Raw genomic sequence first — 16,066 nt, forward strand, 5'->3', positions numbered from 1 at the left:
CCGGGGCCTTCGTGGTCAGGATCGTTCTGGGCAGGATGCGCCTAGGAAGCGCCTAGGACGCGCGCTGTATCAGCTTGACCCGCGAATAGCCCGCCATCTGGGCATAGCCGCCGACGATGGCCTTGCGATCCTCGTAGGACAGCACGTGATCGACCGTCTTGAACCCGGCGGGGGCCAGCTTCTCGACCTCGTCGATGACCCTTTCGGGGCCGCCGATGCGGTTGGTGCGCACGACCTCGGCCGTCTTGGGCAGCCGGTCCTTTTCGTACTGCCACAGCGCCGCACGGGGGTGTTCGGCCCGCGCCAGGGCATCCGCCAGGCAGCGCGCATCCAGGATCGCCTGGGACGCGCCGTTGGAACCCACGGGATACATCGGATGCGCCGCATCCCCCAGAAGCGTCACGCGGCCAAAGGTCCAGCGCGGCAGCGGATCGCGGTCAGCCATGGGATATTCGAAGATCGTCGGCGTCTTCCTGACCAGCCCGCCAATGTCCATCCCCGGCACGTGAAAGCGCAGCGCATGGGGCAGCACATCCGCCAGCGACACCTGACGCGACCAATTGTCCGGCGGCGGGGTCGAGACCGCCGGATCCTTGATCCGCACGTTCACCACCCAGTTCATCAGCTGCTTGCCCTTCACCGCAGGCGCAATGGGATACAGCACGAACTTGCCGCCCAGGCCGCCGCCGATCGCCATGCTCTCGCCGTCTTCCCAGACCGGCCATTCGGCCGCGCCGCGCCACATCACGACCCCCTGCCACGAAGGCGCGCCTTCGTTCGGGTAGAAATGCCGCCGCCCGGCGGAATGGATGCCATCGGCGCAGATCAGAACTTCGGCCCGGTGCGTTTCACCCGCATCGCCCAGCACGCTGTCGGTGAAATGCGCGGTCACGCCCGACTCGTCCTGGATAAAGCCCGAAAGCCGCCGCCCGGTGCGGATCGCATCCGGGCCCAGCCGGTCGATCACCGCGTCATAGATGACCTTCTGCAAACGCCCCCGATGGATCGAAAACTGCGGCACGTCGTGGCCCGCATGCATGCCGCGCAGCTCGGTCCAGACCTCCTGCCCCTGCTTGGTCAGGTAGGACAGCTTGCGGGTGCGCACGCCGACCTTGTCCAGCGCCTCCAGCAGGCCAAGGTTGGCCAGTTCCTTGATGGCATGGGGCAGCACGTTGATGCCGACGCCCACTTCGCGGACTTCGCGGGCGGCTTCATAGATCTGAACGGGGATGCCCCGGGCGTGCAGCATCAGGGCGGTCGTCAGACCCCCGATGCCCGCCCCTGCGATAAGGACCGTCATGGATCACTCCTCCTCGGGCGGTAGGAAGTCGACCTCGTGCTTGGCCGAGACCGCGACCACATCGGCCGGGTTCGCATCGGGGCCAAGGTTGTGCAGCGCCCAGAACAGATCGAACAGCTTGCGGGTCGGTGCGACCCAGAACAGGCATTTGATGGTCTGGTCGGTCTTGTTGTAGATGCCGTGCGGAATGCCCTTGGGCAGGCGGATCAGGTCGCCGGGTTCCGCATAGGTTTCGACCCCGTTCAGCAGCACGTCGAACCGGCCTTCCAGCACGTAGATGAATTCGTCCTGCGTGGGGTGGATATGCGGCGGCACAAAGGTCCCCTTGGGCAGGGTCGCATGCCAGGCCATCGAGTTTTCGGACTTCTGCTTGGGCACATAGGTCTGGCCCAGGATGTTCCAGCTGATTTCTTCGATGCCGGTATTGGATTTCGTGACGCCGGGTATCATGGGCGGGGGTCTCCTTGACTGTCAGACATGTAGAAAACGGTCCTTCACCTGCGGTGAGGCCAGAAGTTCGGGGGTAGAGCCGGTCCAGACAACGCGGCCCTTTTCGACCACCACGTGGCGGTCGGCGAACCGGGTCAGCGCATCGACGTTCTTGTCGATGACCAGGATCGCCTCTCCCTCTTGTTTCAGCCGTTCCAGGCAGGCCCAGATGTCGGCGCGGATCAGCGGGGCCAGGCCCTCGGTCGCCTCGTCCAGGACGACCAGCTGGGGATTGGTCATCAGCGCGCGGCCGATGGCCAGCATCTGCTGTTCCCCGCCCGACAACTGGTTGCCCATATTGCGCCGACGTTCGTGCAAGCGGGGGAACAGGTCGTAGATCCGCTGCAGGGTCCATTTGCCCGGACGGGCGGTGGCGCGCAGGTTCTCCTCGACATTCAGGGTGGGAAAGATCTGCCGGCCTTCCGGCACATAGCCCAGCCCCGCCAGCGCGATCCGGTGCGGATCGGCCCCGGTCAGGTTCTTGCCGCCGATCTTGACCGACCCGGCGCGTGGCTTGACCAGCCCGAAGATCGACTTGATCGTCGTGGTCTTGCCCATGCCGTTGCGGCCCAGAAGGGTCACGACCTCGCCTTCGCGGACGCGAAAATCGATGCCGAAAAGGATCTGGCTGTCGCCGTAGCCGGCCTCGAGCCCATTGACGTCCAGCATCACGCGGCCTCCTCTTCTTCGCCCAGGTAGGCGGCCCGCACCTGCGGGTCCGACCGGATGGCCTGCGGTGTGCCGGTCGCGATGATGCGCCCATAGACCAGCACCGAAACCCGGTCGGCCAGCTGGAAGACCGCGTCCATGTCATGTTCGATCAGGACCATGGTGAACCGCCCCTTCAGCCGTTGCAGGTTGGCGACGAAGGTTTCCGCATCCTCGCCCCCTACCCCGGCCAGGGGTTCGTCCAGCAGCAGCACCGAAGGTTCGGTGGCCAGGGCGATCGCCAGCTCCAACCGGCGATGTTCCCCGTGGCTGAGCGATTTGGCCAGAACGTCGGCCCGGTGATCCAGCCCCGCTTCGGCCAGGGCCTTCAGCGCGGCGCGGTTCAGCGCCTCTTCCCGCGCGACGGTGCCGAAGAACCGGAAGGACGACCCTTCCCGTGCCTGCACCGCCAGGGCCACGTTTTCCAGCGTGGTGAACCCCGGCAGGACAGATGTGATCTGGAACGACCGCGCCAGCCCCAGCTTGACCCGGTCGGGCATCGACAGCCGGGTGATGTCGCGATCCCCAAGGGACACGGACCCGCCGTCGGACCCAAGCTGCCCGGAAAGCTGGGAAATCAGCGTCGTCTTGCCGGCCCCGTTCGGGCCGATGATGGCGTGGATTTCGCCCGGCTCCACCGCCAGGGACACGTCATCGGTGACCTTCAGCGCGCCGAAGCTTTTCGTCAGGTTGCGAACCGTCAAAGACGTCATTCCTGTCTCCTTGCGATACCGGCCTTTTCCAGAAGCCCCGTGATGCCACGCGGCGAGAAGAGCACCATGAGAACCAGGAACACCCCGAAGAACAGCTTCCAGTGTTCCGACAGCGCGCCCAGCCATTCCTCAAGCAGCAGCGCGGCAACTGCGCCCGCGATCGGCCCGGCCAGCGTGCCCACGCCGCCCAGCACGACCATCACGATCAGCTCTCCCGAGCGGTGCCAGGACATGAAGGCCGGCGACACGAATTGCGCCTGGTTGGCCAGCATGACCCCGGCCACCGCCGTGATGCAGCCCGAGATGACGAAGGCCGTCAGCTGGTAGCGGAAGGGCGAATAGCCGATGGCCTCCATCCGGGTTGGGTTTTCGCGGATGCCGGTCAGCACCCGGCCAAAGCGCGACCCGACAATGCGGTGACACAGGACGAACAGCGCGACCAGGATCGCCAGCGTGGTGTAATAGAGCCCGAAGTCGGATTTAAGCAGATCCATCCCCAGCACGGTCGACCGCTGCATCAGCGCCACCCCGTCGTCCCCGCCATAGGCCGAGAGAGAGATGAAGAAGAAGAACGCCATCTGGCCGAAGGCCAGGGTGATCATGATGAAATAGACGCCCTTGGTGCGCAGCGAAATCGCCCCCGTCACCAGCGCGAAGATGGCCGAGATCGCGATCGCCGCAAGGATCTGCAGCACCAGGTCATTGACGCCCCAGCTGGCCAGGATCGCCACCGCATAGGTGCCGAACCCCAGGTAGGCCGCGTGGCCAAAGCTGACCATCGCGCCGTAGCCAAGGATCAGGTCCAGCGCCATGGCGGCGATGGCAAAGGCCAGGATCCGGGTGCCGATCAGCACGTAGAAGGGATCGTTCAGCGCGGCCGCCAGCGGCGGCATCAGCGCGAACAGGACAAACAGGACCAGCGCAGCTTTCAGTCGCCCGGTCAGGGCGCGGCGCGGCGCGGTCAGCGTTGCGGTTGCGTCGCTCATGCGGTCCTCCCGAACAGGCCGGCGGGTTTGACCGACAGGATGACGGCCATCAGGATGTAGACAAGCATCGGGGCCAGCACGCGGCCCGTCTGTCCGGCGGCGGCGGGATCCATGATCTCACGCAGCCAGATCGGGCCAAAGACGCCGCCCACGGTGTCCACCACCGCAACCAGCAGCGCGCCCAGAAACGCCCCCTTGACCGATCCGATGCCGCCGATGACGACAACCACGAAGGTCAGGATCAGCACGGATTCCCCCATGCCGGTGTCCACCGACAGGATCGGCGCAACCAGCGCGCCAGCCAGGCAGGCCAGCACCGCGCCCAGGGTGAAGACCACGGCAAACAGCCGGTTGATGTCCACGCCAAGCGCCGAGACGGTCGAGCGGTTGGTGGCCCCGGCCCGCAGCAGCATGCCGACGCGGGTGTAGTTGACCATCACGAACAGCCCCAGGCCCACGGCCAGGCCCGCCACGATGATGGCGATGCGGTAGACCGGGTATTTCAGCGGCCCCATCAGCGGGATCGAGCCCGAGAAGACATCCGGCATCGGCACCGACAGGGGCGCGGTGCCCCAGATGATCTTGACCGCTTCGGTTGCGATCATCACCAGGCCGAAGGTGGCCAGCACCTGGTCCAGGTGTGAGCGCGCATATAATCGTCGCATCACCACGAATTCGAGGATCAGCCCCACTAGCACGGCGGCCGGCAGCATCAGCAGGAAACCCCACCAGAAGCTGCCCGTGGCCGCCGCGAAAGTCGCGATCAGGTAGGCGCCCACCATGTACAGGACGCCGTGGGCCAGGTTGATCACGTCCATGATCCCGAAGACGAGCGTCAGGCCCGCCGCAATCAGGAACAGCAACACGCCCAGCTGTACGCCGTTGAGCAGTTGCAGGACAAAAAGGTTCATCATGGTCGTAATCCCCCTGGCCGTCTAACCGATCACATCTTGCACTGGTCGGCGTAGTTATCGACGTAGTCGTCGAAGATCTTCTCCTTGACCGAGGTGCCGTACATGCCGTCCTCGCGCTTCACCGCCTCGACCAGGTAGAAGTCCTGGATCGGGAAGTTGTTCTTCCCGAACGAGAAGTCGCCGCGCGGGCTGTCGAAATCGGCTTCCTTGATGGCGGCGTGCAGCGCGGCACGGTCCGTCAGGTCTCCGCCCACCTTGGCGACGGCGCTGTTGATCAGCTGGGCCGCGTCATAGGCCTGCATGGCATAGGTGCCCGGCACCGCGCCGTATTTGGCGATATAGCCGTCGACGAATTCCTTGTTCGCGGCGTTGTCCATGTCCGGGGCCCAGTTGGCACCGCCCAGCATGCCGACGGCGGCATCCTGCGTTGCGGGCAACGTGGTTTCATCCACGGTGAAGGCCGACAGGAAGGGGATGCCCGACAGGCCCGCCTGGCTGTACTGCTTCACAAGGTTCACACCCATGCCGCCGGGCATGAAGGTAAAGACTGCATCGGGCTGGAAGGCCGCGATCTGTGCCAGCTCGGACGAGAAGTCCAGCTGCCCCAGTTCGGTGTAGATCTCGCCGGCCGTGCCGCCCTTGTAGGAATTCTTGAACCCTGCCTGGCTGTCCTTGCCCGCCTGGTAGTTGGGCGTCATCAGGAAGACGTTGTTGTACCCCTGGGCCTGGGCATAGGCGCCCATGACTTCGTGGTTCTGGTCGTTCTGATACGAGGTCGTGTAGAAGTTCGGATTGCAGGCCTCGCCCGCCAGGGTCGAGGTCCCTGCGTTGGTCGAGATCAGAACCGTCCCGGTCGAGGTGACCGGCTGCACGATGGCCATCAGGATGTTGGAAAAGATCGGGCCGACGACGAAATCGACATTGTCGCGCAGCACCAGCTCATTCGCTTTCTGCGCGGCCAGGTCGGGCTTGCCTTCGTCATCGACGATGATGATCTCGGTCTTCATGCCGCCCAGCTCGCCGATCTTCTCGGCGGCCAGCAGGAACCCGTCGCGGGCCTGCTCGCCCAGGGCCGCGGGCGGGCCGGACAGGGTGTAGACAAGGCCGATCTTCAGCACATCGTCGCTGGCCCCGGCGGGCACATCCTGTGCGATTGCAGGGGCCGTCAGGCCCATGGCCAGGACGGTGGATGCAAGTAGTCTGGATTTGTGGTTCATGATTGAACTCCCTTGTTGAGACATGCGGCTTTTGCCGTCTGATTGGGCGCTAGGCCTCTTTGCCTGACGCGTCACACCGGGCATTCAGCGGGGCAACGCGTTGCAGATGCAAGTTATTTTCTGGTCACCTCGTCATTCGCCCCCCAGCACGACGCGCAACATCGCACTTTCCGGATCCATCAATCCGTCGATGACGTTGAAATGATGCCGGTCCGGTTCGGGCACATCCTGCGTAACGCAGCCCAGCCCGTGCCAGATGTTCGACAGCAGCGCGGACTGGCGCAGGAATTCCTGCCGCTCGCCACCGCCGACCCAGGTCGTCAGCCGCACGTTCGGCAGCGGGCGTTTCAGGGCCGGGCTGTTGGCCTCGGCGCTTTGCATGTCCAGCCCGAGAACCTGGTTGCGCGCGGTCTTCAGCATCGGCCGCAGGTCATGCAGCCCCGAGATCGACAGCACATGAGCGAGCCGGTCACGTACGGGACCGGAGAGCGGCGTGTCCTCGCACATCATCGCAGTGACAAGGTGACCGCCGGCGGAATGGCCCGACAGGACGATCGGCCCCGCGACCTCGCCCGCCGCATGGTTGATCGCCGCCCCGACCTGCGCGGTGATCTCAGCGATCGAGACATCGGGGCACAGATCATAGGACGGCATCATCACCGCCCAGCCCCGCGCCAGCGGACCAGCGGCCAGATGCGACCAGAAGGACTTGTCCAGCGCGACCCAGTAGCCGCCGTGCACGAAGACGAACAGACCCTTCGGCGTGCCCTCGGGCAGGAACAGATCATAGCGGTGGCGCACCCCCGCCCCATAGGCGATATCAAGCCGCGCATCCGCGCCTTCGCGGAAGGCAGACGACGGCCCGACCCAGGCGGCGGGATAGCCGGATCCACCCGGAATATTGCGCGCGTTCTCATAGGCGTCATCCCAATCGGTGACGATGTGAGCAACCATGCAGACCTCCCTTTCAGGCCTTGTTTTATTGACATCCCCGCCCTGTTTTCAGGGTCACGAATGCCGCTTCGTTAAGCTCACGTTACCCGCACTCAAATATATTTCAAGCTCAAACCTTTTTTGCTTGAAATAATTTTTTGGCCTGCCTAGCCTTTGATCATCGACACCGCAAACAACGCCGGAGGGCTCTGTGACGATGAACGGCCCCAAGACCGAGAAGGCCCAAAGCGACGGCCCCGCCGCCGCCCTTGGCACCCCGTCGAAGGAACGTCTGCGCATGTGGCTGAGGATGCTGAAAAGCACCCGCCGGGTCGAAGCGCAGCTGCGTGAAAACCTGCGGACCGAGTTCAACTCCACCCTGCCCCGCTTTGATGTGATGGCCGCGCTGTCGCGCTATTCCGACGGGCTGAAGATGTCCGCCCTGTCGGGCGTGCTGAAGGTATCGAACGGCAATGTCACCGGCATCGTCGACCGTCTGGTCGACGAAGGACTGGTGGTGCGCGTGCAGGTCCCCGGCGACCGCCGCGCCTCTCTCGTGCGGCTGACCCGCAAGGGGGAAGAGGTCTTTGCCGCCCAGGCCCTCGCCCACGAGGCCTGGATCGATGAATTGCTGGGCAGTTTCACGCCCGAGGAGGCGCGCATGGTCTCGGACCATTTCGACATGATGCGCGATGATGATGAGGAGGAAGGCCAATGAGGGCCGATACGAAACATTTTCTGTGCCAGATCGAGGACGGCATCGCGACCATCCGCCTGGACCGTCCCGACCGCAAGAACCCGCTGACCTTCGACAGCTATGCCGAATTGCGCGACTGGTTCCGCGATCTGCACTACGACGACACGATCAAGGCCGTGGTCTTTGCCTCGAATGGCGGCAATTTCTCCTCCGGGGGCGATGTGCATGACATCATCGGCCCACTCACCCGGATGTCGATGAAGGAGCTGCTGCAATTCACCCGGATGACCGGCGATCTGGTCAAATCCATGCTGAACTGCGGCAAGCCGATCATCACCGCCGCCGATGGCGTCTGTGTCGGTGCCGGCGCGATCATCGCCATGGCGTCCGACCTGCGGGTCGCCACGCCCGAGGCGAAATGCGCCTTCCTGTTCACCCGCGTCGGCCTTGCCGGCTGTGACATGGGCGCCTGCGCCATGCTGCCCCGCATCATCGGCCAGGGCCGCGCGAACGAACTGCTTTACACCGGCCGCGCCATGACTGCCGACGAAGGCGAAAGATGGGGCTTCTGGAACCGCCTGATCCCCGCCGACCAGCTGGAAGCCGAGGCCGTCGCCTGGGCCAGGAAGATCGCCGAGGGCCCGAACTTCGGCCACATGATGACCAAGACCATGCTGCAGCAGGAATGGTCCATGTCGCTGGACCAGGCCATCGAGGCCGAAGCCCAGGCCCAGGCCATCTGCATGCAGACCGAGGATTTCACCCGCGCCTACAACGCCTTCGTCGCGAAGGAAAAACCCGTGTTCGAGGGCGACTGATGGCCGATCGGACCTTCCTTGACTGGCCCTTCCTGACGCCCGCCCACAAGGACCACGCCATGGCGCTGGACCAATGGGCCCAAGGGCTGGGCGCGATCGACCACCGCGACACCGACAACGCCTGTCGCGCGCTGGTGGCGAAACTGGGCGCGGATGGCTGGCTAAACCCCACGGCCGTCGATCCCGCCAACCCGCAGCCGCTGGACGTGCGCACCCTGTGCCTGTCCCGCGAAACCCTGGCCCGTCATGACGGGCTGGCCGATTTTGCCTTCGCCATGCAGGGCCTTGGAACCGGGGCAATTTCGCTGTTCGGTTCGCCCGAACAACAAGGTGAATGGCTTCCCCTGACCCGTTCGGGTCGGGCGATTTCCGCCTTTGCACTCACGGAACCTCAATCCGGGTCGGATGTCGCCAATTCCACCATGACGGCCCGCGACGACGGCGACGCATGGGTATTGGATGGGGAAAAAACCTGGATCTCGAACGGCGGGATCGCGGATGTCTACACGCTCTTCGCCCGCACCGGTGAAGGCCCGGGGGCCAAGGGCCTGTCGGCCTTCATCGTGCCCGCGGACACGCCCGGCTTCGAGATCGCCGAGCGGCTGGACACCATCGCCCCGCATCCGCTGGCCACCCTGCGCTTCACCGGCGCGCGGCTGCCGAAATCGGCGCTGATCGGCGCGCCGGGTCAGGGGTTCAAGATCGCCATGTCGGTGCTGGACGTCTTCCGCACCACCGTGGCCGCCGCCGGCCTGGGCTTTGCCCGCCGCGCCCTGGACGAAGCCACGGCCCGCGTCATGGCCCGCAAGGTCCAGGGCAAGCCCCTGGCCGATCTGCAGATGGTTCAGGCGCATATCGCGGAAATGGCGCTGCGCGTCGATGCCTCGGCCCTGCTGGTCTATCGCGCCGCCTGGACCAAGGACAGCGGCGCCCCCCGCGTCAGCCGCGAGGCCGCGATGGCCAAGCTTTTCGCCACCGACGAGGCCCAGAAGGTCATCGACGCGGCGCTTCAGCTGCATGGCGGTGACGGGGTCAAATCCGGCGAAACCGTCGAACGTCTGTATCGCGAGATCCGCGCGCTGCGGATCTACGAAGGGGCCTCGGACGTGCAGAAAGTCATCATCGCCCGCCAGACGCTGGATGCAGCACTGGCCGGCTGACGAAACCAGAAAAACAAAAACCGGCATGGACCGGCAACAGGGAGTTCGAAACAACAAAGATGGCACCTCAGACCCTCAACCTCGGCCCCTCGGCCCATGTCGACACATACACCCGCGACAACCTTCCCCCGGCGGATCAATGGCCCGATCTGCTGATGGATGGCTTTGACTATCCCGATCACCTGAACGTCGGCGTCGAGCTGACCGATGCCATGGTCGACAAGGGCTTTGGCGACAACACCGCCCTGATCGGCAACGGCCGCCGCCGCACCTACAAGGAACTGGCCGACTGGACCAACCGCCTGGCCCACGCCATGGCCGAGGATCTGGGCGTGCAGCCCGGCAACCGCGTGCTGATCCGGTCCGCCAACAACCCCGCCATGGTCGCCGTCTGGCTGGCCGCCACCAAGGCCGGCGCGGTCGTGGTGAATTCGATGCCCCTGCTCCGCGCGGGGGAACTGACGGCCATCGTCGACAAGGCCAAGATCCAGTTCGCCTTCTGCGACACGCGGCTGATGGACGAAATGGCCACCTGCGCCAAAACGTCGGAATACCTGGAAAAGGTCGTGGGCTTTGACGGCACCTCGAACCACGACGCGGAACTGGACCGGCTGGCGCTGGAAAAGCCCGTGCATTTCGACGCGGTGAAGACCGGGCGCGATGACGTGGCGCTGCTTGGGTTTACCTCTGGCACCACCGGGTCGCCGAAAGCCACCATGCATTTCCACCGCGACATCCTGATCATCGCGGATGGCTACGCGAAAGAGGTCCTGGGCGTCACGCCCGAAGACGTGTTTGTGGGGTCCCCTCCGCTCGCATTCACGTTCGGGCTGGGCGGTCTGGCGGTGTTCCCGCTGCGCTTCGGCGCGGCGGCGACGCTGCTGGAAAACGCCTCTCCGCCCAATATGATCGAGATCATCCAGAAATATAAGGCCACGGTCAGCTTCACCGCGCCCACGGCCTACCGGGTGATGCTGCGCGCGATGGACGAAGGCGCGGACCTGTCGTCGCTGCGCGCCGCCGTCTCTGCCGGGGAAACCCTGCCCGCGCCCGTCTACGAGGAATGGATCGAAAAGACCGGCAAGCCCATGCTGGACGGCATCGGCGCGACCGAGATGCTGCACATCTTCATTACCAACCGCTTTGACGACCACCGCCCCGCCTGCACCGGCAAGCCCGTACGCGGATACGAGGCCAAGGTGATCGACGACGACGGGGCCGAGGTCCCGCGCGGCACGGTCGGACGCCTGGCCGTGCGTGGCCCGATCGGCTGTCGCTACATGGCCGATGACCGGCAGAAGAAATACGTGCTGGACGGCTGGAACATCACCGGCGACGCGTTCTTCATGGACGAAGACGGCTATCTGCACTTTGCCGCCCGCAACGACGACATGATCGTCTCCTCGGGCTACAATATCGCGGGCCCCGAGGTTGAAGCCGCCCTTCTGTCACACCCGGCGGTGGTGGAATGCGCCGTCATCGGCCAGCCGCATGAGGAACGCGGCACCATCGTCGAGGCCCACGTCGTCGTCGCCGAAGGGCACGAGCCGGGCGAGAAACTGGTGAAGGCGCTGCAGGAACACGTCAAGGCGACCATCGCGCCCTATAAATACCCCCGCTCGGTCAAGTTCACCAAGGCGCTGCCCAAGACCGAATCCGGCAAGATCCAGCGCTTCCGCCTGAAGAACTGATCCCCGGTTACCGGAACAACAAAGGCCCCGCACTGCGGGGCCTTTTGCATTGCTTGGGGCTTGGACATCACGGCCAGAGCGCGAAAAGATAGATCCCGTATCCGGCAAGAAGCACCCCGCCCTCGCGCCGGTCGACCTTCAGCCCGGTCGCGGCCACCAGCACCAGCAGCAGCGTGACCCCCAGCATCACCAGCGCATCGAACCGCGCGATCTCGACCGGCACGGTGCCGGGTGCGATCAGCGCCGTCGCGCCCCCGATGCCCAGGATATTGTAGATGTTGGACCCAACAATATTGCCAAAGGCCACGTCCCCCTGCCTGCGCAGCGCCGCCACCAGAGAGGTCACAAGTTCGGGCATCGAGGTACCAATGGCCACGATCGTCAGCCCGATCACCGTTTCACTGATGCCGAAGGTCCGCGCCAGCGTGACCGCACCGTCGACCAGCAGCCCGCCGCCCAGAAGGATCGCCACCAGCCCGCCAAGGGCCAGCGCCAGCGCGGTCCAGATCGCCGGGCGCTTGGCCCCCGGTTCAAGCGCCGGATCGACGGCCCCAAGCGCCACCTCTTTGTCATGCAGCGCGCCCGTGGGTGCCCCCCGCCGCTCCTGCTGAATGGTCAGCCAGATATAGGCGACCAGCGCCAGCACAAAGCCCCCGCCGACCAGCGGGCCAAAGGGCACCACCAGCGCCAGCGCGGCAAACACCGCCGCAACCACCAGCATGACCGCCGCATCCCGCCGCAGCGCCGCCCGCGCCACCACCACCGGGGTCACCAGGGCCGAGGCCCCGACGATCAGCAGGATATTGGCGATGTTCGACCCGACGATATTGCCATAGGCGATGCCCGGCGCGCCCGACAACGCGGCGCGCACCGATGTCACCAGTTCCGGCATCGAGGTGCCGAAGCCCACAAGCGTCAAGCCGATCACCAGCGGGGATACGCCCAGCCGTTCGGCCACCTGCACCGCCCCGCGGACTAGGAAATCCCCGCCCAGGATCAGCAGCACCAGCCCGCCCAGCAGGGGCGCCCAGATTTCGGTCAGCATCGGTTTTGTCCTTCCTGACGGCCCGTCCCCGACGGGATCGCGACCATGACGCGGCGCTTTGCCTCTCGCGGCCGCCCCCCTCAGGTGGGATGCTGCCGCCCCCCCGCACAAGGAGCCCGCGAAAATAATTTCAGCAGCTTGCCCGGCGGCTTATTGCACGACCGAGGGGCTTTCCCCGAAGCGGTCGCGATAGTCGCGCGAAAACCGGCCCAGATGGGAAAAGCCGACGGAATAGGCGACCTCGGTCACCGAGGCGCGGTTCAGCCGGCGCGCCAGCATGTAACGCGCCATGTCCAGCCGCACGTCGCGCAGGTAACGCATGGGCGACACGCCAAAGGCCGACTTGAACCCCAGTTGCAGCGACCGGACGTTCAGCCCGGCGGCCTTTGCGATATCCTCGACCCGCAGGGGATCGGCGATGTTTTCATGCAGGTATTCCAGCGCACGGCGCATCTGGCGCGACTGCGGGGCGCGTGTCGCCCGCCACAGCATGTGACTGACGTTGCTTGGCTGGCTCTCCAGCAGGACCGAGGCGAGTTGAAGCTCGGCCCAGGCCTCGTTCAACCCCGGATCACCGGACCACAGGTCCCCGTCACCCGCGGCCCGTGCAGCGGCCACGACGCGACCAAACAGCCGCTGCCCGCCGGCGCGGGTTAGATCCACGCGCGGATCAAAGCGCACGGCCCCGGGAAGCGGCGCGCCGATCAGGCTTTCCGCCGCCCGGTCCAGCAGCCCCTTGTTCACCTGCAACAACAGCTTGCGGCAGCCCTGCCCCCAGATCATCGTGGTTTCGCGGTCCGGGTTCAGGATCGTCGCTACCTGCGCGCCAGCCTCGACCACCTCACCGCGATGCGTGATCCGTGCCTGCCCACGCAGCGGGAACTGCAACAGATAGAAATCTTCAAGCCGTCCGGGGTCGATCGCGACCTCGGCCCCGTAGCCAAGCGCGTTCAACGACAGCTCGGCCCCGCCGATGTGATCGTGCTGCACCGCCAGCCGCGTGCCCTGCCGGATGTCCAGCCGGTGATCGCAGAAGGCACGGCCCACGACCTCGCGCGCTTCGGACAGGTCTTCGGTCCGCAGGATGGGAAATCCTGCCAGCAAGCCGTCCAAAGCAAGGTGCATCGCCTGAGCCATGTTCAAAGTCTGGGCGAGTGTCACATTTATTTCAAGCTTGAAGCACCCCCGGCCCATTCGGATTCGCAATCTGGATAAGCGCTGGCCGGAAACTCGGGCAGAGTTTGGGGGACGGGCCCGCACAGGCCCGCACCAACAGGCCCGCCAAAGGGCCACCCCAACAGGAAGGAAACGCGAAATGGAACCAGGAGTCACCCCCGCCGACGGATCCGTCGAAGGCAAGCAGTGGAATGTCGTAGGCCATACCTATACCCCCAAGCTGCACAGCGAAAACGCCATGATCTGGCATGCCATCATCCCCGATGGCACCGGCGTGCCGCCGCATATCCACCCCACGCAGGACGAATGGATCGTCATGCTGACCGGCAACCTTGAAGTCGCCTTTGGCGACAAGGTGGTCAAGGCCGGCCCCGGCGACACGGTCAAGATGCCCATGGGCATTGCGCATGGGATCTCGAACGTGTCGGGGGCCGAGGCGACCTGCGTCTTCGGTGTCGCGCCCTCGCGCAAGCTGTTCGATCTGTTCGGTCAGCTTGATGGCGTCACCGACCCAGAAGAGCTGGTGCGCATCTCGGCCGCGCACGAAGTCGACTTCCTGCCGCCGCCGGCGGAATAAGGGGGACGTTTCATGGTCAATCGCAAGAAGGTGGCCGTGATCGGCGGCGGGGTTTCGGGCCTCGCCGCTGCCAAGGCCTTTGACGAAAAGGGACACCGCGTCTGCGGGTTCGAACGCAGCCACGACTTCGGCGGCGTCTGGGAATTGTCCCGATCCTACCCCGATGTGCAGACGCAATCGCCCAAGGATCTGTATTGCTATACCGATCTGCCGATGCCCAAGGACTATCCCGAATGGCCCAAGGGTCCGCAGGTGCATGCCTATCTGCATTCATACGCCGCGAAACACCGGCTGGCGCGCCTGTTCAAGCTGAACACCGACGTGCTGTCGATGGACCGCCGCACCGATGGTCAGCCGGGCTGGACCCTGCGTCTGCGGTCAGGTGACAACGAATGGTCCGAGGATTTCGACTTTGTCGCGATCTGCACCGGCCAGTTCTCGGAAAAGAACATCCTCACCCATCCGGGTCAGGAGGCATTCACAGAGGCCGGCGGCACGGTCCTGCATTCCTCGGATTACACCGATCCGGCGATGTGCAAGGGCAAGCACGTGGTGGTTCTGGGGGCGTCCAAGTCCGGCACCGACATCGCGGTGAATGCCGCGAAGAACGGCGCGAAATCGGTGCATCTGGTCTATCGCGAAAACGTCTGGCGGGTGCCCTATTTCGTCGGCGGCATCAACTTCAAGCGGCTGCTCTACATGCGGGCGCAGGAGATGCAGTTCAACGGCTGGGGCCGCGGTCCGCTGAAAAAGGCGCTGGCCGCGATCACCAAGCCGCTGGTCTGGGCCAATTTCCGCGGGCTTGAGACGCTGTTGAAGCTTCAGCTGGGTCTGAAGAAACATAACATGGTCCCCGACGCCCCGATCGAGAAAGAGGCCTCCTGTTCCCTGCCCATCGTCACCCCGGGCCTGTTCGAGGCGCTGAATGCCGGGACGATCAAGCCGGTCATCGGGTCGATCGACCATTATGAGCCGGGCCGCGTCACCCTGACCACGGGCGACACGATCCCCTGCGACCTGTCGATCCTTGCGGTCGGCTGGAAGCTGGGCGTGCCCTATCTGGCGCAGGACTACCGCGACAAGCTGATCGAGGAGGACGGCCAGTACCGCACCTACCGCCTGTCGGTGAACCCGGACCTGCCCGACATGGGGTTTGTCGGCTTCAACTCATCCTTCTGCACCGTCCTCTCGGCCGAGATGATCGCCAACTGGCTGGTGCGCTACATGGATGGCCAGCTGAAACGCCAGCCCTCCCGGGATGAGATGGACCGCTCGATCGAGCAGATGCTGCACTGGCGCCGCAAGGAACGCCCGGCGGCGCAGGTCTATGGCGGGCTGTGTTCGGCCCCGTTCCATTTCCAGCATTTCGACGAATTGATGCAGGACATGGGCGCAACCCGGTGGAAACGGTCGAACCCGCTGAAGGAAATCTTCAGCTATCCCGACGCGGGGGCCTACGGCCAGTTCCTGGCCACGGCACCGCAGTATCAGGCGGGCTGATCCGGGGTTTCGGATTGTTCCTGAAGGCCGGTCTGTCCGGCGACATCCCGGCGGTCTTCCCGCCGGACGGATTGCGCCCCTGTCCCGGGCGCAATCCTATATTTCCGGGCCTTTGTTTCCGGGCCTTTGTTTCCGGGCCTTT

The 16,066-nt window shown here is 64.9% G+C and carries 16 protein-coding genes; 6 read left to right on the forward strand and 10 right to left on the reverse strand.

What is annotated here, in order from left to right:
• Positions 1-52: 52 nt before the first annotated feature.
• The 8 genes from BMX99_RS13425 to BMX99_RS13460 all read right to left on the reverse strand — a co-directional run bounded on the left by BMX99_RS13425 (position 53) and on the right by BMX99_RS13460 (position 7,281).
• On the reverse strand, positions 53-1,300 hold the full coding sequence (locus BMX99_RS13425) for a flavin-dependent oxidoreductase (RefSeq protein WP_093452685.1): 1,248 nt from the start codon (positions 1,298-1,300) through the stop codon (positions 53-55).
• A gap of 3 nt (positions 1,301-1,303) precedes the next feature.
• Complete coding sequence (locus BMX99_RS13430; protein WP_093452688.1) at positions 1,304-1,750, reverse strand: cupin domain-containing protein; 447 nt, start codon at positions 1,748-1,750, stop codon at positions 1,304-1,306.
• Between the two features lie 21 nt (positions 1,751-1,771).
• Positions 1,772-2,458: an ABC transporter ATP-binding protein gene (locus BMX99_RS13435; RefSeq protein WP_093452691.1), complete on the reverse strand. Its 687-nt coding sequence runs from the start codon at positions 2,456-2,458 to the stop codon at positions 1,772-1,774.
• A complete protein-coding gene (locus BMX99_RS13440; protein ID WP_093452694.1) occupies positions 2,458-3,210 on the reverse strand; it encodes an ABC transporter ATP-binding protein in 753 nt (250 codons plus the stop codon). The genes BMX99_RS13435 and BMX99_RS13440 overlap by 1 nt, the downstream gene beginning before the upstream one ends.
• The gene (locus BMX99_RS13445; RefSeq protein WP_093452697.1) at positions 3,207-4,196 is read right to left on the reverse strand and encodes a branched-chain amino acid ABC transporter permease; all 990 of its coding nucleotides are present in this window, start codon (positions 4,194-4,196) and stop codon (positions 3,207-3,209) included. The genes BMX99_RS13440 and BMX99_RS13445 overlap by 4 nt, the downstream gene beginning before the upstream one ends.
• A complete protein-coding gene (locus BMX99_RS13450) occupies positions 4,193-5,110 on the reverse strand; it encodes a branched-chain amino acid ABC transporter permease (RefSeq protein WP_093452699.1) in 918 nt (305 codons plus the stop codon). Before BMX99_RS13450 ends, BMX99_RS13445 begins: the two co-directional genes overlap by 4 nt.
• 29 nt (positions 5,111-5,139) lie before the next feature.
• Positions 5,140-6,327 (reverse strand): ABC transporter substrate-binding protein, encoded by a 1,188-nt coding sequence (locus tag BMX99_RS13455; RefSeq protein WP_093452700.1) that lies wholly within the window; start codon positions 6,325-6,327, stop codon positions 5,140-5,142.
• Positions 6,328-6,459: 132 nt separating this feature from the next.
• Complete coding sequence (locus tag BMX99_RS13460; RefSeq protein ID WP_093452703.1) at positions 6,460-7,281, reverse strand: alpha/beta hydrolase; 822 nt, start codon at positions 7,279-7,281, stop codon at positions 6,460-6,462.
• 196 nt (positions 7,282-7,477) lie between these two features.
• Here BMX99_RS13460 and BMX99_RS13465 point away from each other — a divergent pair, with 196 nt between their 5' ends.
• Genes BMX99_RS13465 through BMX99_RS13480 form a run of 4 tightly spaced genes read left to right on the forward strand, consistent with a single transcriptional unit; the run spans position 7,478 to position 11,626 of the window.
• A complete protein-coding gene (locus tag BMX99_RS13465; RefSeq protein ID WP_093452706.1) occupies positions 7,478-7,978 on the forward strand; it encodes a MarR family winged helix-turn-helix transcriptional regulator in 501 nt (166 codons plus the stop codon).
• A complete protein-coding gene (locus tag BMX99_RS13470; RefSeq protein ID WP_093452709.1) occupies positions 7,975-8,775 on the forward strand; it encodes an enoyl-CoA hydratase family protein in 801 nt (266 codons plus the stop codon). The genes BMX99_RS13465 and BMX99_RS13470 overlap by 4 nt, the downstream gene beginning before the upstream one ends.
• Positions 8,775-9,935 carry an acyl-CoA dehydrogenase family protein gene (locus tag BMX99_RS13475; protein WP_093452712.1) on the forward strand — a complete coding sequence of 387 codons (1,161 nt, stop codon included), beginning with the start codon at positions 8,775-8,777 and terminating at the stop codon, positions 9,933-9,935. Before BMX99_RS13470 ends, BMX99_RS13475 begins: the two co-directional genes overlap by 1 nt.
• A 59-nt stretch (positions 9,936-9,994) precedes the next feature.
• A complete protein-coding gene (locus BMX99_RS13480; RefSeq protein ID WP_093452715.1) occupies positions 9,995-11,626 on the forward strand; it encodes an AMP-binding protein in 1,632 nt (543 codons plus the stop codon).
• A gap of 67 nt (positions 11,627-11,693) precedes the next feature.
• Here the strand turns inward: BMX99_RS13480 and BMX99_RS13485 are convergent, their stop codons facing one another.
• Positions 11,694-12,671 (reverse strand): calcium/sodium antiporter, encoded by a 978-nt coding sequence (locus BMX99_RS13485; RefSeq protein WP_093452718.1) that lies wholly within the window; start codon positions 12,669-12,671, stop codon positions 11,694-11,696.
• 150 nt (positions 12,672-12,821) lie between these two features.
• The gene (locus BMX99_RS13490) at positions 12,822-13,808 is read right to left on the reverse strand and encodes an AraC family transcriptional regulator (RefSeq protein WP_093452721.1); all 987 of its coding nucleotides are present in this window, start codon (positions 13,806-13,808) and stop codon (positions 12,822-12,824) included.
• 178 nt (positions 13,809-13,986) lie between these two features.
• Here BMX99_RS13490 and BMX99_RS13495 point away from each other — a divergent pair, with 178 nt between their 5' ends.
• Both BMX99_RS13495 and BMX99_RS13500 read left to right on the forward strand, forming a co-directional pair.
• Entirely contained in the window at positions 13,987-14,424 is a 438-nt protein-coding gene (locus BMX99_RS13495) for a cupin domain-containing protein (protein WP_093452724.1), read from the forward strand.
• A 12-nt stretch (positions 14,425-14,436) separates the two neighbouring features.
• Complete coding sequence (locus tag BMX99_RS13500) at positions 14,437-15,924, forward strand: flavin-containing monooxygenase (RefSeq protein WP_093452727.1); 1,488 nt, start codon at positions 14,437-14,439, stop codon at positions 15,922-15,924.
• The last annotated feature ends 142 nt before the right edge of the window (positions 15,925-16,066 follow it).

The sequence above is a fragment of the Pseudooceanicola nitratireducens genome (genome assembly GCF_900109195.1).
Lineage (GTDB): Bacteria > Pseudomonadota > Alphaproteobacteria > Rhodobacterales > Rhodobacteraceae > Pseudooceanicola > Pseudooceanicola nitratireducens.

What these genes read in the sequence shown, in the direction of transcription:
- BMX99_RS13425 (WP_093452685.1), bottom strand. Translation starts at nt 1,300, where the DNA reads ATGACGGTCCTTATCGCAGGGGCGGGCATCGGGGGTCTGACGACCGCC.
- BMX99_RS13430 (WP_093452688.1), bottom strand. Translation starts at nt 1,750, where the DNA reads ATGATACCCGGCGTCACGAAATCCAATACCGGCATCGAAGAAATCAGC.
- BMX99_RS13435 (WP_093452691.1), bottom strand. Translation starts at nt 2,458, where the DNA reads ATGCTGGACGTCAATGGGCTCGAGGCCGGCTACGGCGACAGCCAGATC.
- BMX99_RS13440 (WP_093452694.1), bottom strand. Translation starts at nt 3,210, where the DNA reads ATGACGTCTTTGACGGTTCGCAACCTGACGAAAAGCTTCGGCGCGCTG.
- BMX99_RS13445 (WP_093452697.1), bottom strand. Translation starts at nt 4,196, where the DNA reads ATGAGCGACGCAACCGCAACGCTGACCGCGCCGCGCCGCGCCCTGACC.
- BMX99_RS13450 (WP_093452699.1), bottom strand. Translation starts at nt 5,110, where the DNA reads ATGATGAACCTTTTTGTCCTGCAACTGCTCAACGGCGTACAGCTGGGC.
- BMX99_RS13455 (WP_093452700.1), bottom strand. Translation starts at nt 6,327, where the DNA reads ATGAACCACAAATCCAGACTACTTGCATCCACCGTCCTGGCCATGGGC.
- BMX99_RS13460 (WP_093452703.1), bottom strand. Translation starts at nt 7,281, where the DNA reads ATGGTTGCTCACATCGTCACCGATTGGGATGACGCCTATGAGAACGCG.
- BMX99_RS13465 (WP_093452706.1), top strand. Translation starts at nt 7,478, where the DNA reads ATGAACGGCCCCAAGACCGAGAAGGCCCAAAGCGACGGCCCCGCCGCC.
- BMX99_RS13470 (WP_093452709.1), top strand. Translation starts at nt 7,975, where the DNA reads ATGAGGGCCGATACGAAACATTTTCTGTGCCAGATCGAGGACGGCATC.
- BMX99_RS13475 (WP_093452712.1), top strand. Translation starts at nt 8,775, where the DNA reads ATGGCCGATCGGACCTTCCTTGACTGGCCCTTCCTGACGCCCGCCCAC.
- BMX99_RS13480 (WP_093452715.1), top strand. Translation starts at nt 9,995, where the DNA reads ATGGCACCTCAGACCCTCAACCTCGGCCCCTCGGCCCATGTCGACACA.
- BMX99_RS13485 (WP_093452718.1), bottom strand. Translation starts at nt 12,671, where the DNA reads ATGCTGACCGAAATCTGGGCGCCCCTGCTGGGCGGGCTGGTGCTGCTG.
- BMX99_RS13490 (WP_093452721.1), bottom strand. Translation starts at nt 13,808, where the DNA reads ATGGCTCAGGCGATGCACCTTGCTTTGGACGGCTTGCTGGCAGGATTT.
- BMX99_RS13495 (WP_093452724.1), top strand. Translation starts at nt 13,987, where the DNA reads ATGGAACCAGGAGTCACCCCCGCCGACGGATCCGTCGAAGGCAAGCAG.
- BMX99_RS13500 (WP_093452727.1), top strand. Translation starts at nt 14,437, where the DNA reads ATGGTCAATCGCAAGAAGGTGGCCGTGATCGGCGGCGGGGTTTCGGGC.